This window comes from Desulfitobacterium sp. (assembly GCF_034927245.1).
Lineage (GTDB): Bacteria > Bacillota > Desulfitobacteriia > Desulfitobacteriales > Desulfitobacteriaceae > Desulfitobacterium_A.
The window spans coordinates 88,503-104,184 of sequence record NZ_JAYFQK010000050.1 but is presented as its reverse complement, the minus strand read 5'-3'; the positions used below and the strand labels follow the sequence as shown (position 1 = coordinate 104,184).

Here is a 15,682-nt window from a genome sequence, read left to right as displayed (position 1 = left end):
TTTATTAAATTTATTCAATAAAAAATCGTGTGTGACGAAAGAATTGACTGTCTCTTGTGAATAGAGTATATTGGGCTTGCATCCAGTTTGTCCAAAGGGGGGAAACCCAATGTTGAAGGTTATAAAAAATGATGGGGAGAACTATCGCGAATTTGATTTAACGGATCTGATCAAAAATTCTTGGATAAAGCTTGTCAACCCAAACTCGGAAGAACTTATTGCTGTGTCCGGGGCAACCGGAGCACCGCTGGATTTTTTAAAGGCGCCCCTTGACGAAGAAGAACGTTCCCGGATTGAACTTGAAGAAGAACATATCCTCGTGCTCACAGATATTCCTGTAATGTATAATGAGACAAATTATGACACACTGCCTTTGGGAATTATCCTGACTCAGGACTATCTTATTACTGTATGTTTAAGAGATAATCCTGTCCTTACCGAATTTAGCCCTATCAGTTGTCGAAGTTTTAATACAGCAAAGAAAACCCGTTTTGTTTTTCAAATTCTTTATAAATCTGCAACTTACTTTCTGAAATACCTGCGGCAAATCAATCGGCGGACAGATCAAATCGAAGTTGATTTGCGTAAGTCTCTGAAGAACCAGGAGATTTTTCAACTCATGGATCTCCAGAAAGGCTTAACCTACTTTACATCTTCTTTGCGCTCCAATGGAGTGGTGATGGATCGTCTCCTGCGCTTGCGTTCTAATAGTCAAGCTCAACATTTAATTAAAATGTATGAAGAGGATGAAGATTTGCTGGAGGATGTCATTATTGAAAATAATCAGGCGATACAAATGGTAGAAATGTATACAAATATCCTCAGCAGTATGACCGATGCCTTTGCCTCAATTATCTCCAATAATTTGAACATGGTCATGAAATTTTTGGCGTCGATGACGATTATTTTGGCCGTCCCGACCATGATCGCGAGTTTCTGGGGGATGAATGTCAATGTCCCCTTCATGAATTATCCGTATGGTTTTCTCATTGTCTCACTTATGGCGGTCGGAGTTGCCGGCGTGAGCGCATTTCTTTTATGGAAGAAAAATATGTTTTAAGTCTCCTCTGCGATTAAGGGGGATGAAGGACCCGAGGTGAAGTTTGTGCCAAGAATTTGGACTGTGGCAGAATTGACGACAGAAATCAGCCGTACGCTGAGTGATAATGATGATCTGGCGAGCTGTTGGGTGAGCGGCGAAATATCCAACTATAAGAATCACCGCCCGTCAGGACATTGGTATTTTACTTTGAAGGATCACTCTTCAAGCATTAAAGCGGTAATGTTTCGCAGCCGTGCAGAGCGCGTACGCTTTATTCCCCAGGATGGGATGAAGGTCCTGATCAGGGGAAGTGTTAAAGTCTATGAACGGGATGGGAATGTTCAGCTCTATGTTGATGAAATGCAGCCGAGCGGTGTCGGTGCCCTTTATCTTGCTTTTGAACAATTAAAGCAGCGTTTGGCGGCAGAAGGTCTTTTTGATCAGGAACGTAAAAAGCTTATTCCCAGAATTCCGCGCCGCGTAGGGATTGTCACAAGTCCCACCGGAGCGGCTATTCGTGATATTTTAAAAGTAATGGGGCGCCGTGATCCCCATCTTTCGTGGATTTTAGCCCCGGCGGCGGTTCAAGGCGATCAGGCTCCTTACGAAGTGGCCCAGGCGATTGAACGCTTAAATCGTTACGGCAAGGTTGACGTTCTGATCGTCGGCCGGGGGGGCGGTTCCTTAGAAGAACTCTGGGCCTTTAATACCGAGGAAGTAGCGCGGGCAATTGCCAATTCGGCTATTCCGGTTATTTCAGCTGTCGGTCATGAAACAGATGTTACGATTGCTGATATGGTTGCCGATTTACGGGCGCCAACACCCTCTGCGGCCGCAGAACTAGCAGTACCGATTTTTCTTGAATTGCGCCACGATGTCGAGGATCTGGGTGCTCGGCTTCAGTCGGGAATGAAAGCCCAAATGGGTCGAAAAAGAGAGAAAATCAATAGCCTGGCAGCGAGCGGAGCGCTGCAAAACCCGATGTGGCGAATCGAGCAAAACCGCCAGCGCCTAGACAATGTCAGCACGGCCCTGGAACAAAAGATGACTAGATTTGTTTCGGATAAAAATGGTATACTAAAATTATTGGCAACTCAGCTCGATTTACTCAGTCCATTGGCGATTCTTGGCAGAGGCTACTCGCTGACCTATAACTCAGAGGGGCAACTTCTCCGTTCAAGTCGCGGAGCTAATCCGGGGGATCAAGTTAAGGTTCGTCTCCATGAAGGGGCACTGACCTGTCAGATCCTCACGACAGATAACGAGGGATAATCGTAAAGAGGGGATAAATGATGACTGCTGAAAGACAAGAGATGACCCAAGAGGTTACGTTTGAAGAAGGAATCGGCCGGCTTGAGCAGATTGTTCGGGAACTTGAACAAAAAGAGGTCCCCTTAGAAGAGGCCTTAAACTTATTCCAACAAGGAATTCAAATGGTTCAACAGTGTAACCGTTTACTCGATCATGCTGAAAAACAGATGGAGATTTTGCTGGAGGGACCGGATGGGGACCTCGAAGTTCGACCGGCTGATTTCGTTGCGGAAGGATGAGCGTAAATGTTTTGTACTTCTGAATCCTATGTAGAAAAAATTGAAGCTTTTTTGGAGAACCTGCCTTGGAATAAGGATACGATGGGGCAAAGCATGCGCTACTCGCTGATGGGGGGCGGAAAACGGATTCGCCCGGTGCTGGCTTTAGCTGCCGCCGATGCGGTGGGGGGCGAAGCAGATCAAATTCTCCCGGCTGCCTGTGCTTTAGAATTGATTCATACGTATTCTCTGATTCATGATGATCTGCCGGCAATGGATAATGATGATTATCGCCGGGGTCGTTTAGCTAACCACAAGGTATTTGGTGAAGGAAAAGCAATCCTTGCAGGGGATGGCCTCTTAACCTATGCTTTTGAACTGATTGCACGACCGCTACCCGTACCTGCGGAAAGACAATTGCGGGTTATTCGGGAAGTGGCTCAGGCAGCAGGCCCGGAAGGGATGGTCCTGGGGCAAGTTTTAGATCTCGAGGCTGAAGGAAAAATCTTAAACCTTGAGGAAATCGAACGAATTCATCGGCATAAAACCGGAGCGATGCTGGTTGTATCCGCGCGCATGGGAGGAATTCTGGGCGGGGGAACAGCAGAACAGATTGATGCCTTAACGCGTTATGCCCAGGCGTTGGGTCTCGCTTTTCAAATCAAAGATGATATTCTCGATATTGAGGGAGACAGTGCAACTTTAGGAAAACCCATCCGGAGTGATCTTGCTCAGGAAAAGTCGACTTATCCCTCCCTATTAGGGTTAGCCGGGGCGAAAGAACAGCTTGCAGCCAAGGTTAAAGAGGCCCATGAGGCGCTGGCCGTTTTTAATTATCCTGTGGATTTCCTGCATTCTTTAGCCGATTACATTGCTGACCGCAAGCATTGAGGTGGGCTATGACAATACTTTCCGAACTTTTTCAAAATACGATTTTGATTTCGGCGATCACTGCATGGTTAGCTGCTCAAATCATCAAGGTATTGATTAATTTCAGTATCCATCATACGTTCAATATCTATTTTCTGGTGAGCTCGGGGGGATTTCCCAGTTCCCATGCGGCTACGGTTAGCGCGTTAGCTGTTGGCATTGGTAAATACTATGGATGGAACTCTCCAATCTTCGCTGTTGCCGCAGTACTGGCGATGATCGTTATGTATGATGCGGCAGGTGTAAGGCGCGAGGCCGGAAAACAGGCCGAGGTTATCAATCGGCTTGTGGCAGGGTTATATCAACAGATGTCAGATCTATCTCAGGAGCGTTTGAAGGAATTGATTGGGCATACGCCCTTAGAAGTTTTGGCTGGGGCTATTGTTGGGATTATTGTCGGAATTATCGTTTAATGTTTTTATCTATTGAGGAGGTTTAAGGTCTCTTTGGCACGTAAACGGAAAAGTTGGAAACAAACTGCCTTTGTTTTCATACTGAGTTTTATGATTGCAATTGTCGCAGGTTTTGGTTCAGAACTTTTGATGAGAAATTCTACGATTGCGGTTTCTTGGATTCTACTTTTGGTTATTATCGTTATTAGTATTATCTTTGATATTATCGGTATAGCGGCAACCGCTGCTTCCGAAAAGCCCCTTCATGCGAAAGCGGCGAATAAGGTGCCCGGAGCAAAACAGGCTGTTTACCTGTTGCGTAATGCGGATTTTGTCGCCAATTTCTGTAATGATATCATCGGGGATGTAGCGGGAACCTTGAGCGGAGCGATGGCGGCCTCGATTCTGATCGATCTCATTCACTACTATCCTGCCTTGGGTGAACAAGAGATCATTTGGAATACACTTTTGCTGGCCCTTGTTGCTACATTGACGATTACAGGCAAAGCGTTAGGAAAGACAGTAGCGATTAACGAGGCTGATGAAATTATCAGTAAGGTTGGAATTCTGATCGCGAAGTTCGAGCAGATTACGGGTCACTCCTTCACGGATATGAAAAAGAAAGGGGGGAAGAGAAATGGGGATTCTTAATAGGATTAAACAGCCGCAGGATTTAAAGACACTAAACGCTCAGGAACTTAAACTTCTGGCCCGGGAAATCCGTGAAGAAATGATTGATGTCGTTTCTAAAAACGGAGGACATTTAGCTCCGAATCTAGGGGTGGTTGAACTGACCATTGCTCTTCACCGAGTTTTCGATACATCTGCGGATAAGATTGTCTGGGATGTGGGTCATCAGACGTATGTGCATAAACTCCTGACAGGGCGGCAGAAGGAATTCAAGACACTGCGTCTGCATCAGGGGCTTTCTGGGTTTCCCAAGCGTGCGGAAAGCATTCATGATTGTTTTGAAACAGGCCATTCTAGTACGTCGATTTCTGCTGCTGTGGGATTCGCCAAGGCGCGCGATCTTCGCGGCGAAAACAACTACTGCATTGCGGTAATCGGGGATGGTGCTATGACGGGTGGGATGGCCTTCGAGGCTTTAAATCACGCAGGACATAGTAAAACGAATTTAATCGTCGTTCTTAACGATAACGAAATGGCAATTTCAGCGAACGTAGGAGCCATGTCGTCCTATCTAACCCGCCTGCGGACTGATCCCCGCTATGCTCGGAGCAAAGAGGAAATCGAAGCGATCCTGAACCGCATTCCGAGAATTGGCAAAAGGATGGCCAGGGCCGCGGAAAAGGCAAAGGATGGCTTGAAATATCTGCTCGTTCAAGGTCTGCTCTTTGAAGAGCTGGGATTTACCTATTTGGGCCCCATTGATGGTCATGACGAACTGCTGATTGAGCAAACACTGGAACTGGCTAAGCAAAGGAAAGGGCCGGTGCTCGTCCATGTTATCACGAAGAAGGGTAAAGGCTATTTACCCGCTGAAGAGAATCCCGATATCTTTCATGGGGTAGGGCCTTTTGATAAAGAAACCGGCAAGGTTAAGAAAAAGTCCTCGATCCCAACGTTTACACAGGTGTTTGGAGAGACATTGTGCCGCCTGGGAGAAGAGAATTCGAATATCGTGGCCATTACCGCCGCAATGGCAAGTGGTACTGGGCTAAAAGGCTTTGGTGAGCGTTTCCCGGAGCGCTTCTTCGATGTGGGAATTGCGGAACAACATGCGGTTACCTTTGCCTCGGCCTTGGCTTTTGGCGGGATGAAACCGGTGGTTGCGATTTACTCAACCTTTTATCAACGGGCCTATGATCAAGTCCTTCACGATGTTTGCCTATCAAATTCAAATGTTGTTTTAGCGATTGACCGAGCCGGTGTGGTCGGCGATGACGGACCGACCCATCACGGTATTTTTGATATTTCCTTTTTACGGGTGATTCCTAATTTAACCTTTATGGCGCCTAAAGACGAAAATGAACTTCAGCACATGCTTTATACGGCGCTTTGCCTTGAAGGCCCGGTTGCTTTGCGTTATCCGCGTTCAGTGGGGCAAGGGGTTGAGCTTGATAAAGAATTGAAGGAATTGCCGCTGGGTAAAGCGGAGGTTCTCCGAGAGGGCAAAGATGTGACACTCATCGGCGTTGGGCCGATGGTTTATACCTGCCTGGAGGCCGCTCAAGTGCTGGCAAGCCGAGGGGTTGAAGCAAGCGTGATCAATCTGCGTTTTATCAATCCTCTGGATAAGGAGACTATTCTGCGTTTCGCCCATTTGACAAAGCGTATTGTGACGATTGAAGACCATATGTTAGATGGCGGTATGGGAAGCGCGGTTCTCGAAACGTTAGCTAACGCCGGGATGACCGATGTCGCTGTCGAACGTTTAGGATATGATAATTATGTCGAACAAGGTCCGATCCCTGTTCTCCAACAGGAAAACGGCTTATCGGTCGAAGGAATACTCGGGGCAGTGGAACGGCTCAATGTCCTGCAGCGGCTGGAAGGGAGAAACCATGGCTAAAGGGAAGGAACGCTTAGATATCCTGCTGGTGCAGCAGGGACTTTTCCCAAGCCGTGAAAAAGCCAAAGCAGCCATTATGGAAGGAATCGTTTTTGCGAACGACCAACGTGTGGATAAACCGGGCATGGATTTTCCGGAGAGCACTGTTTTTGAAATCCGGGGAAGTACGCTCCCTTACGTGTCTCGGGGGGGGTTAAAACTCGAAAAAGCCTTAAAGGTTTTTCCTATTGATCTGACACAGGGTGTGATCGCGGATTTTGGTGCCTCCACGGGTGGTTTTACGGATTGCGCCCTGCAACATGGAGCCCAACGCGTTTATGCTATCGATGTCGGTTACGGCCAGCTGGATTGGAAGCTAAGAACGGATTCTCGCGTCAATTCCATGGAACGGGTTAATGCCCGCTACCTTACTGCAGAAGATCTGCCGGAAAAAATGGATTGGGTTGTTTCTGATTTAGCGTTTATCTCGGTTACGAAAGTTTTTTCGGCAATGCGATCAATCCTTAAAGAAGACGGACAAGTGGTCGCCTTAATCAAACCTCAATTTGAAGCCGGTCGTGAACACGTCGGCAAAAAAGGGGTGGTGAGAGATCCCGAAGTTCATGCCCAAGTCATATATACAGTGCTTGGCGAGGCGGAGAAACAAGGTTTTACGGTGCGGGGTCTGGACTATTCGCCTATCCGCGGACCGGAAGGCAATATTGAATATCTGGTCTGGTTAGCCGTGCGCGGTGAGCAGGGTATTGATTGGCAGTCTAAGGTTATGGAACTCGTTAAACAAGCACAAATCGGAACGGAGTGAATCAGGTGGAGCGAGTCGGGTTATGGACCAATCACAGCAAACCGGAATCCCAGGCGTTGGCTTTACAACTGACGCATTGGTTTCGATCTCAGGGCTGGGAAGTTTTATGCGAGTGGGAGGAAATTAAGAATCAAGGGGTAGAATTTTTAATCTCGCTCGGAGGGGATGGAACGCTCCTGGAAGCGGCTCGTGAAGCAGCCCCCTATAAAATTCCTGTGCTCGGGGTAAATCTTGGCCGCTTAGGGTTTTTATGTGAGATCGAGCGTGCAGAGGTGTATGTTGCTTTAAGACGTGTCTTAAACAAAGAATACAGCGTTCAGGAACGGCTTATGCTGGAAGCACTGATTAAGCGAACCGATAAAACCGAATTAAAGTATACCGTTCTAAATGATGTCGTCTTTCATCGGCAAAAAGAGGATACCATGGTTACGCTGCAGGCAAACTTATCGGGGGAACCGTCGGTCAGCTATCCATCGGATGGTTTGATTATTTCTACGCCTACCGGATCAACGGCCTATGCCTTATCTGCAGGCGGACCGATCATAAGCCCTGATGTGCGGGCGATTTTGCTGACCCCCTTAGCGGCGCACTCCCTATCGGCACGTCCGATGGTGGTCTCAGACCGGGAATTGGTTGAAATTCTCTTAGCACGGGGAAAGGAATGCCAGATAACCTTTGATGGCCGAGATAATTTAACCTTGAGATCGGGCGAAATGGTACAGATCAAGACCGCTCCGCTGAAGGCCTTGCTCATACGGTTAGGAAGACGGAGCTTTCCGAGCGTTGTTCGTGAAAAGTTGAGGGATCGTTGGCATGAATGAAAGGCTTCAAGATATTCAGGGTTTTTTACGGGAAATTCTTGTTCCCCGGATAGAACGGGGCGATACTGTTTTAGATTTAACGTCCGGATTGGGCCGTGATACGCTGTTTCTGGCTCAAGCGGTCGGCCCCCATGGCAGAGTCCATGCCTTTGATATTCAAGTGGCAGCCCTGGCGGAAACCCGTCGCTTATTAGAAGAAGAGGGTGTTGCGGACAGGGTGGTACTGCATGAAGCAGATCATGCGCGGGTGCGGGAATTTGTCACTGAACCGGTTAAGGCTGCAATGTTTAATTTAGGGTATTTGCCGGGGTCGGATCATTCGGTGACAACGCAGGCGCGATCGACTGTACGGGCCCTTCAAGGGGTATTGGAGCTTCTAATGGAGAAGGGAGTCCTTGTTCTTACGGTTTATCGGGGTCATCCCGGCGGAGAAGAAGAAGCCGGCGCAGTGGAGAAATTTTTGACCGCCCTGCCGCGCAAGATATATAGTGTACTGGAAGGCCGGTATATCAATCAAGGAAATAATACGCCATATTGGATATTGATTCAAAAAAAGAGAGGAGAGCTCGGATGAAGGCCCGAAGGCAAATGAAAATTCAGGAGATTATCACTCAAGAAGCCATTCATACTCAGGAAGAATTGGCGGATCATTTACGGCAGGCAGGCTATGATGTAACCCAAGCGACTGTTTCGCGCGATATTAAGGAAATGGGACTGATTAAAATTCCCACTCCGGATGACGATTATCGTTATGCCAGCCCCGGAGCAGCCCAGCCTGCAAATTCTTCCGAACGTTTGAAACGCAGAATGCGGGAAACAGTTGTCACCGTTAATGATAGTGAGAATTTGATTGTGATTCGGACCATCTCCGGGAATGCTCAGGCTCTGGCTGATCTCATTGATAAAGCGAATTGGAAAGAAATTATCGGTACTGTTGCCGGAGATGATACGGTTTTACTGATTATTAAGCCGCTGAGTGCGGTCGCAGGGGTCCGCAAACGGATTGCCGACATTATGGGATAAGGCGTTTGAGGAGGAAAGAGGGGACTTAAATGCTAACGGAGATGCATGTCGAGAATTTTGCACTGATGGAGAATGTTCGCCTGAATTTCCATGCGGGGTTAACGGTCTTCACCGGAGAAACAGGAACAGGGAAATCGATGCTGATCGATGCCCTGGGTATTTTGCTCGGGGGAAGGGCCAGTACGGAGTTTATACGGCATGGTCTGGAAAAGGCACGCATCGAAGGTATTTTCGAAGATTTACCTTCAAATGTTATGGAGAGGCTGGAGGAAGCGGGATATCCTGCTGAAGATGGACAGCTTTTGCTTTATCGTGAAATCAATGCAAATGGGAAGAATGCTTGCCGGGTCCAAGGTCGGACTGTCCCGCTCAGCCTTTATAAAAGCCTTTGCCAAGGCTTAGTAGATATTCATGGGCAGATGGAACACCAGTCTTTGTTTCAGTCGGAAACTCATCGGGGTTTGCTGGATGCCTTTGGCGGTGAGGACCATTTACAGCTTGTCAAGCAGGTCAATGAGTCGGCTCACCAATACCGGGACTTACTTAATCAGGAGAAAGAGCTTCTGTTATCAGAGCGTGACCGCGTAAAGCGCGAGGAAATGCTGCGTTTTCAGATCGAGGAAATAGCGACCATCAATCCTCTTCCCGGCGAAGAAGAGGAATTGCAGGCGGATAAGAAACGACTGGGCAATCGTGAGAAGATTCTCAATCTTACTTCCCAGCTTTATGCTAACCTCTATCAAAGTCCTCAAGGACAATCCGCCTATGATCTCTTAGGGGGAAGCCTAAAAATCATTCAAGATCTGGCCCGTTTTGATGATCAGTTTCAGAATATGATTGAATCGTTTGAATCGGTATATTATGCCGTCGAGGACTTAGTAGAATGTGTTCGGTCTTACCAAGATACTTTAGAATTTGAACCGGGACGACTCGATCAGATCGAGGAGCGCTTAATACAACTCCATCGTTTACGTAAATATGGTTTTACTGTTGAAGAGGTTTTAGCGGCAAAAGACAAAATGAGTTTGGAATTGCAAAGAATTACGCATTTGCAGGAAGAACTCGAACACCTTCAAAAGAATAAAGAACGTGTTCTTACTGAATTTAACGGTCAAGCCGAGAAATTATCCCAGAAGCGGGCGATTGTGGCGAAAAAAATGGAAATGGGTCTTCATGAAGAACTGTCCGGCCTCGGCTTGGAAAAAAGTCGATTCGAGGTTCATTTTTCCCCGGTTAAAGAGCCGCATACCGGCGGCGCAGAAGAGATTGAATTTTATTTTACGGCGAATCCGGGAGAACCCCCGAAACCCTTAGTCAAAGTAGCATCCGGCGGGGAAATGTCACGCCTCATGCTTGCCTTAAAAAGCCTGCTCGCGAAGATCGAAAGTGTCGGAACTTTTGTTTTTGATGAAGTGGATAGCGGAGTCGGTGGGAGAACGATACAAAAGGTTGGGGAAAAGCTGGCTAAGATCGCTCAGACCAAACAGGTTTTTTGTATTACGCATTCGGCACCGGTAGCCGCTTTTGCGGATGAACATTTCGGAATCATTAAGGAAATCAAGGGTGAGAGAACCCGAACTCTGGTTAATTGTTTAAATGAGCCGGAGCGAATTGATGAGTTAGCTCGGATGCTGGGCGGCTCGGCGGAAATCTCGCACCAACATGCCGAAATGTTGTGGAATGCCCAAAAAAGATAATAAATAAATTGGAATAAATAAAATGGAATAAAAAATGAAAAGATAAGAAGGTTTTGTACCTTCTTTTTTCTTTGCAATGATTTGTAAAATCAATGATGTCAAGTTTACGACTTTTTTATATTGGAAATCATGGAACGTATTATACAGGATTGAAAGCATGTAAAATGGACAATTTAACATTAGATTTCGTTTAAATATTGTTTTTCGCCTAAAACGGTGAAAATAACGAAATTTAGGGGACAGAGTTAAAGACTGGAGGGTGATACGAGAGTGAAAACGAGAAGAACAGTAATCTTCACGAGTCTTCTACTCTGTACCTTCCTTGGAGCCCAACCTTTATTTCAGCAGCTTGCGGCGATTCCGGAGCTGAAAGAGCAAAGTGATGCTTCCATTTCTCAGGTTTCCGGGATTTTATCACATGTCGTCCAAGCTGAACCTCTTTTAGAAACAGATGCAGTAATGGCCTCGAACATGGAAACTTCCGATGTGATTCAGGTATCCTATAAGCTCTTCGGAATTTTTCCTCTCAAAACCAGTCAAATTGAGGTTATGCCCGACATCAAACTACTGCCCGGCGGGCAATCCATTGGAGTCAGTCTCCAAGCAAAAGGAGTTATGGTTGTCGGACAGGCTGCAGTCACAGGATCAGACGGCAAACAAAGTTTCCCGGCAAAAGAGGCGGGAATCGAGGTTGGGGATGTCATCTTAAAAATTGAAAACCAAGATGTAAAAACAGATCAGGATGTAGCCAATGCGATTCATCAAGCCGGACAAAAACAAGGATATGCGGACATTTTATGTTCGCGCAATGGACAATACCTTCAAAAACGGATTACAACCATTTATTGTCCGGAAACCCATCGTTATCGTGTTGGACTCTATGTTCGAAACGAAGCTGCCGGTGTCGGGACATTAACATTTTATGATCCCCAAACCGGGAAATACGGAGCATTAGGTCATGTGATCAACGATGCGGATACGAATCAAAAAATCGAAGTGGCCAATGGGAGTGTCATAGCTTCTTCTATCTATGCAATCGAAAAGGGTCGTCGGGGACATCCCGGAGAAAAAGTGGGTTCTTTTGTCAGCCAATCATTATTTACAGGAAACATTGAGAGAAATTCCATCTCAGGGATCTTTGGAACTATGCAAGGAAAAGTAACCAATCCTTACTTTAATGACGCTGTTTCAGTGGCCTGGGAAGCGGAGATTAAAGAAGGACCGGCAAAGATTTATACGGTGCTGGATGGTGAAAAAATCGAAGAATTTGATGTCCAAATTGAACGCGTCATGCACAATCGTACCGATAGTAAAAACATGGTTATCCGTGTTGTCGATCAGCGATTATTAGATAGAACCGGCGGGATTATCCAAGGAATGAGCGGAAGTCCCATTATCCAGGAGGGAAAAATTGTCGGAGCAGTAACTCATGTTTTTGTCAATGACGCAACTCGCGGCTATGGAGTGTTTATTCAAAACATGCTTAATGAGACAGGGTTAATCGGAAAAACGGAAGCAGCCTAATCAAAAAAGATATATTATGGAAGGTGGAAAACTCCCCACTTTCCTTTTTTTATAATATTCAAGCAGGAAGTTTATTATATATGTCGAAATAGTAAATATTTCCGGTGGAGGAAAAGTGAGAGAACTCAAGGGGGAGCAAAATATGCAAAGACCCATCCGCGTATTGGTCGCAGATGATAATCATGAACTCGTGGAAGTCCTGAAGGAGTATATTAATCGGCAAGAAGATATGCAGGTGGTTGGGGTTGCATATCATGGAAATGAGGCTTTGGAATTAATTTATCGTGATCAACCCGATGTTGTCGTTCTGGACATCATAATGCCCCATCTTGATGGTTTAGGGGTACTTGAAAGATTACAGAAAGATATTCAAAAACCTCGTGTGATCATTTTAACGGCCTTTGGACAGGAAAGTATGACCCAGCGGGCAGTTCAGTTAGGGGCTGATTACTTCGTCCTAAAACCCTTTGATTTGGATACCTTGGGCAAGAGAATACGCCAGCTTCAGGGCAGGGATCTATCCGGGTCCAATATGCCCAATGTAATACTGCCCAGCTCACCCAATCAAATACCCACTCCTTATTCCTCAACTGCTCCTTTAAGTGAAGTTGACGCGCGTAATTTGGAAGTTGAAGTAACGCGAATGATTCATCAAATGGGCGTGCCCGCACATGTTAAAGGGTATCAGTATTTGAGGGATGCCATTGTCAGCGTAGTCCAGGAAGTATCCCTCTTAGGAGCGGTTACCAAAGAATTATATCCGATGATTGCGGAGAAATACGGAACGACTGCAAGCCGAGTCGAAAGGGCGATCCGCCATGCCATTGAATTGGCTTGGGACCGGGGCAATATTGAATTTATGAATCATTTCTTTGGCTATACCATCAACGTTGATCGGGGAAAACCGACCAACTCCGAGTTTATAGCCATGGTCGCCGACAAATTACGGATGGGAAATTACCGCTAAGAATATTAAAAGATAAAAAGCAAAAAATAGAAAGCGAAATGCCTTCCTTTTGTCGCTTAGAGAGCATGACAGGAAGGCTTGCTTTCGTTTTTCTATGAGCACTTTCGAGAATATTCATAATGAACTATAAATTTATTTCTAAGTGAGTTCGCTGTATAATATATAAAAATATGTTAAGAGGTGTAACAATTGTCGCTGCTCGAAACGGATACCAAAGATAAGGATAAGATGATTGAAACCTGCCGGGCCATTTTGGAATCGTGTGATAAACCCTTTGTGTGGGAAGAGGAAGATTATAAAAAACCGTTTAATCTTTTGTTTCCGCATCCCCGGATTGAGGACGAATTGAATAAACTGTTCGAGAAATTCTCTAACAGTAAATATTTATTTGATCAAATTGAAGCAACGTGTACCTTGGATGCGGAATGGTTTGAAACGGGAACTTATGGTTTAGACCGAAATATAAATATGTATTTTAAGAGATATTCCCTTAAACCGGAATATGTTGCGGAAATCAAAACCTATTTTAATAAGCGGCTTGCCGAATTACAGGATTTATATTAATTGCGCTTTAACAGTGCAATTATTTTATTGTGGGGATTTTATTGTGGGGAGTGAATTGAAACTATGGATGTAAAAATGAGAATTGAAAACTTAAGACGATTAATGAAAGAAAATAAGATGGATGCTTATATTATTCCAACTGCAGACCCGCATCTCAGTGAGTATATCGCAGACCATTTTAAGAACAGAAAATGGATATCGGGCTTTACAGGTTCGGCAGGTACGGCCGTTATCACTCAGGAAGCGGCCGGGCTTTGGACCGATGGCCGTTACTATATTCAAGCTGAAAAAGAACTTGAGAACTCGGGAATTCGTTTGTTCAGAGCAGCCGATCTCGGCGTTCCTTCCTATACAGAATGGTTATTGACGGTTCTCAAGGAAGGAAGCTGTGTCGGCTTTGACGGCAGCGTTTTCGCAGCGAATTCGGTTAAGAAAATGGAAAGTGAGTTTAAAACTAAAGATATAACCTTAAAGATGGATCAGGACTTATGCGGAAGGCTGTGGCAAGATCGACCCGCGTTACCGGCTCAGCCGATTTTTATTCATGACGTTAAGTATGCGGGTAAGTCCAGAGTAGAAAAATTAAATCAGATCAGAGCGGAAATGAAGATTAAAGGTGCAAACTATTATCTGCTGACCACGTTAGATGATATTGCTTGGCTTCTCAATATACGGGGTGATGATATCCCGAATAATCCGGTGACCATCGCCAACGTTGCAGTGACCTTGGATAAGTGCTATCTATTCATCGAAGATTCAAAGGTTTCCAAGGCGGTTAAAGCCGAATTAATGGCGGATAAGATTATCTTTAAAGATTATCGGGAAACCGCCCAGTTTCTGCAAGAAATCGAAGACAGTGATTCGATCATGCTGGACCCTGACATGACGAATGCGTCACTTTACAATGCCATTAATCCCAAGGCATCAAAGATTGAATGTCCTAATCCTACGCAACTGCTCAAGGCTGTGAAGAATAAAACAGAGCTTGAGAATTTAAGAAACTGCGAAATTGTCGATGGCGTGGTTATGGTCAAATTTCTAAAGTGGCTGAAGAGTACTGTCGGGAAACAAAGGGTAACTGAGCTTTCAGTAGGAGAAAAGCTGGAAAAGCTGCGCAGGCAGAACGAACTTTGTGTGGGTTTAAGCTTCGATACGATTGCAGGGTATAAGGACCATGCGGCGATGATGCATTTCAAAGCAACCCCGGAAAATACCTATACTCTCAAAAACGAAGGGCTATTGCTGGTCGATTCAGGCGGGCAATACTACAATGGAACAACAGATATTACCCGGACGATTGTCCTCGGTCAGCTTACCCCGGAAGAGAAAAGAGATTATACTTTGGTGTTAAAAAGCCATATTACCCTAGCTACAGCCAAATTCCTCTATGGTACAACAGGTCCCGTCCTCGATGGATTAGCGCGGCAGCCGATTTGGAAATATGGATTGGATTATAAATGCGGAACAGGGCATGGTGTAGGATTCTTCCTAAATGTTCATGAAGGACCTCAACGACTGACCCAAAGGCCGTCGAATAGCATAGCGCTGGAGGAAGGGATGCTGATGACCAATGAGCCCGGCATCTACACCGAAGGAAAGCACGGCATTCGCACGGAAAATATGATGGCCGTTGTCAAGGATGAGGAAACGGAATACGGCCAATTCATGAAGTTTGAAACGATTACCTACTGTCCGATAGATCTTGCCGGAGTGGATGAGACATTGCTTACCGAAAGTGAATTAAAATGGCTAAATGAGTATAATAGAATGGTGTATACGAAACTTTCTCCTTATTTGAGTGCTGAAGAGAAAGAATGGCTGGTACGGGAGATCAATCTTTAAGATGCTGCTGGGAGGT

General features: G+C 45.7%; 16 protein-coding genes. All 16 read left to right on the top strand.

All coding sequences use genetic code 11. The features are described 5' to 3' along the window. Nucleotides 1-109: 109 nt before the first annotated feature. The 16 genes from VB077_RS12635 (at nt 110) to VB077_RS12560 (ending at nt 15,666) form a co-directional block, all read left to right on the top strand. Nucleotides 110-1,060 carry a magnesium transporter CorA family protein gene (locus VB077_RS12635; protein WP_323415606.1) on the top strand — a complete coding sequence of 317 codons (951 nt, stop codon included), beginning with the start codon at nt 110-112 and terminating at the stop codon, nt 1,058-1,060. A gap of 45 nt (nt 1,061-1,105) precedes the next feature. Further along, nucleotides 1,106-2,314, top strand: a complete 1,209-nt coding sequence (xseA, locus tag VB077_RS12630) for an exodeoxyribonuclease VII large subunit (protein WP_323415626.1) — start codon at nt 1,106-1,108, stop codon at nt 2,312-2,314. A 17-nt stretch (nt 2,315-2,331) separates the two neighbouring features. After that, a complete protein-coding gene (gene xseB, locus VB077_RS12625) occupies nt 2,332-2,592 on the top strand; it encodes an exodeoxyribonuclease VII small subunit (RefSeq protein WP_323415605.1) in 261 nt (86 codons plus the stop codon). A gap of 6 nt (nt 2,593-2,598) precedes the next feature. After that, nucleotides 2,599-3,462: a farnesyl diphosphate synthase gene (locus tag VB077_RS12620; protein ID WP_323415604.1), complete on the top strand. Its 864-nt coding sequence runs from the start codon at nt 2,599-2,601 to the stop codon at nt 3,460-3,462. A gap of 8 nt (nt 3,463-3,470) precedes the next feature. Further along, a complete protein-coding gene (locus tag VB077_RS12615) occupies nt 3,471-3,914 on the top strand; it encodes a divergent PAP2 family protein (protein ID WP_323415603.1) in 444 nt (147 codons plus the stop codon). Between the two features lie 33 nt (nt 3,915-3,947). Then, on the top strand, nt 3,948-4,544 hold the full coding sequence (locus VB077_RS12610; RefSeq protein WP_323415602.1) for a hypothetical protein: 597 nt from the start codon (nt 3,948-3,950) through the stop codon (nt 4,542-4,544). Beyond that, nucleotides 4,531-6,426: a 1-deoxy-D-xylulose-5-phosphate synthase gene (gene dxs, locus VB077_RS12605; protein WP_323415601.1), complete on the top strand. Its 1,896-nt coding sequence runs from the start codon at nt 4,531-4,533 to the stop codon at nt 6,424-6,426. Before VB077_RS12610 ends, dxs begins: the two co-directional genes overlap by 14 nt. Beyond that, a complete protein-coding gene (locus VB077_RS12600; protein ID WP_323415600.1) occupies nt 6,419-7,228 on the top strand; it encodes a TlyA family RNA methyltransferase in 810 nt (269 codons plus the stop codon). The genes dxs and VB077_RS12600 overlap by 8 nt, the downstream gene beginning before the upstream one ends. Nucleotides 7,229-7,233: 5 nt before the next feature. Continuing rightward, nucleotides 7,234-8,049 (top strand): NAD(+)/NADH kinase, encoded by an 816-nt coding sequence (locus VB077_RS12595; RefSeq protein ID WP_323415599.1) that lies wholly within the window; start codon nt 7,234-7,236, stop codon nt 8,047-8,049. Continuing rightward, a complete protein-coding gene (locus tag VB077_RS12590; protein WP_323415598.1) occupies nt 8,042-8,623 on the top strand; it encodes a class I SAM-dependent methyltransferase in 582 nt (193 codons plus the stop codon). Before VB077_RS12595 ends, VB077_RS12590 begins: the two co-directional genes overlap by 8 nt. Next, nucleotides 8,620-9,072: an arginine repressor gene (argR, locus tag VB077_RS12585; protein ID WP_323415597.1), complete on the top strand. Its 453-nt coding sequence runs from the start codon at nt 8,620-8,622 to the stop codon at nt 9,070-9,072. The genes VB077_RS12590 and argR overlap by 4 nt, the downstream gene beginning before the upstream one ends. A 29-nt stretch (nt 9,073-9,101) precedes the next feature. Beyond that, nucleotides 9,102-10,769, top strand: coding sequence for a DNA repair protein RecN (gene recN, locus VB077_RS12580; protein WP_323415596.1), 1,668 nt, complete (start codon nt 9,102-9,104; stop codon nt 10,767-10,769). A 270-nt stretch (nt 10,770-11,039) separates the two neighbouring features. Beyond that, nucleotides 11,040-12,293 (top strand): SpoIVB peptidase, encoded by a 1,254-nt coding sequence (gene spoIVB / locus VB077_RS12575; RefSeq protein ID WP_323415595.1) that lies wholly within the window; start codon nt 11,040-11,042, stop codon nt 12,291-12,293. Nucleotides 12,294-12,435: 142 nt separating this feature from the next. Beyond that, nucleotides 12,436-13,260, top strand: coding sequence for a sporulation transcription factor Spo0A (gene spo0A, locus VB077_RS12570; protein ID WP_323415594.1), 825 nt, complete (start codon nt 12,436-12,438; stop codon nt 13,258-13,260). A 189-nt stretch (nt 13,261-13,449) separates the two neighbouring features. Beyond that, on the top strand, nt 13,450-13,824 hold the full coding sequence (locus tag VB077_RS12565; protein ID WP_323415593.1) for a nitrite reductase: 375 nt from the start codon (nt 13,450-13,452) through the stop codon (nt 13,822-13,824). 63 nt (nt 13,825-13,887) lie between these two features. Continuing rightward, entirely contained in the window at nt 13,888-15,666 is a 1,779-nt protein-coding gene (locus tag VB077_RS12560) for an aminopeptidase P family protein (protein ID WP_323415592.1), read from the top strand. The last annotated feature ends 16 nt before the right edge of the window (nt 15,667-15,682 follow it).

Excerpts from the sequence above, each read along its gene's own strand:
- dxs (WP_323415601.1), top strand. The coding sequence starts at position 4,531 with ATGGGGATTCTTAATAGGATTAAACAGCCGCAGGATTTAAAGACACTA.
- VB077_RS12560 (WP_323415592.1), top strand. The coding sequence starts at position 13,888 with ATGGATGTAAAAATGAGAATTGAAAACTTAAGACGATTAATGAAAGAA.
- recN (WP_323415596.1), top strand. The coding sequence starts at position 9,102 with ATGCTAACGGAGATGCATGTCGAGAATTTTGCACTGATGGAGAATGTT.
- VB077_RS12600 (WP_323415600.1), top strand. The coding sequence starts at position 6,419 with ATGGCTAAAGGGAAGGAACGCTTAGATATCCTGCTGGTGCAGCAGGGA.
- argR (WP_323415597.1), top strand. The coding sequence starts at position 8,620 with ATGAAGGCCCGAAGGCAAATGAAAATTCAGGAGATTATCACTCAAGAA.
- VB077_RS12635 (WP_323415606.1), top strand. The coding sequence starts at position 110 with ATGTTGAAGGTTATAAAAAATGATGGGGAGAACTATCGCGAATTTGAT.
- xseB (WP_323415605.1), top strand. The coding sequence starts at position 2,332 with ATGATGACTGCTGAAAGACAAGAGATGACCCAAGAGGTTACGTTTGAA.
- VB077_RS12615 (WP_323415603.1), top strand. The coding sequence starts at position 3,471 with ATGACAATACTTTCCGAACTTTTTCAAAATACGATTTTGATTTCGGCG.
- spo0A (WP_323415594.1), top strand. The coding sequence starts at position 12,436 with ATGCAAAGACCCATCCGCGTATTGGTCGCAGATGATAATCATGAACTC.
- VB077_RS12620 (WP_323415604.1), top strand. The coding sequence starts at position 2,599 with ATGTTTTGTACTTCTGAATCCTATGTAGAAAAAATTGAAGCTTTTTTG.
- VB077_RS12590 (WP_323415598.1), top strand. The coding sequence starts at position 8,042 with ATGAATGAAAGGCTTCAAGATATTCAGGGTTTTTTACGGGAAATTCTT.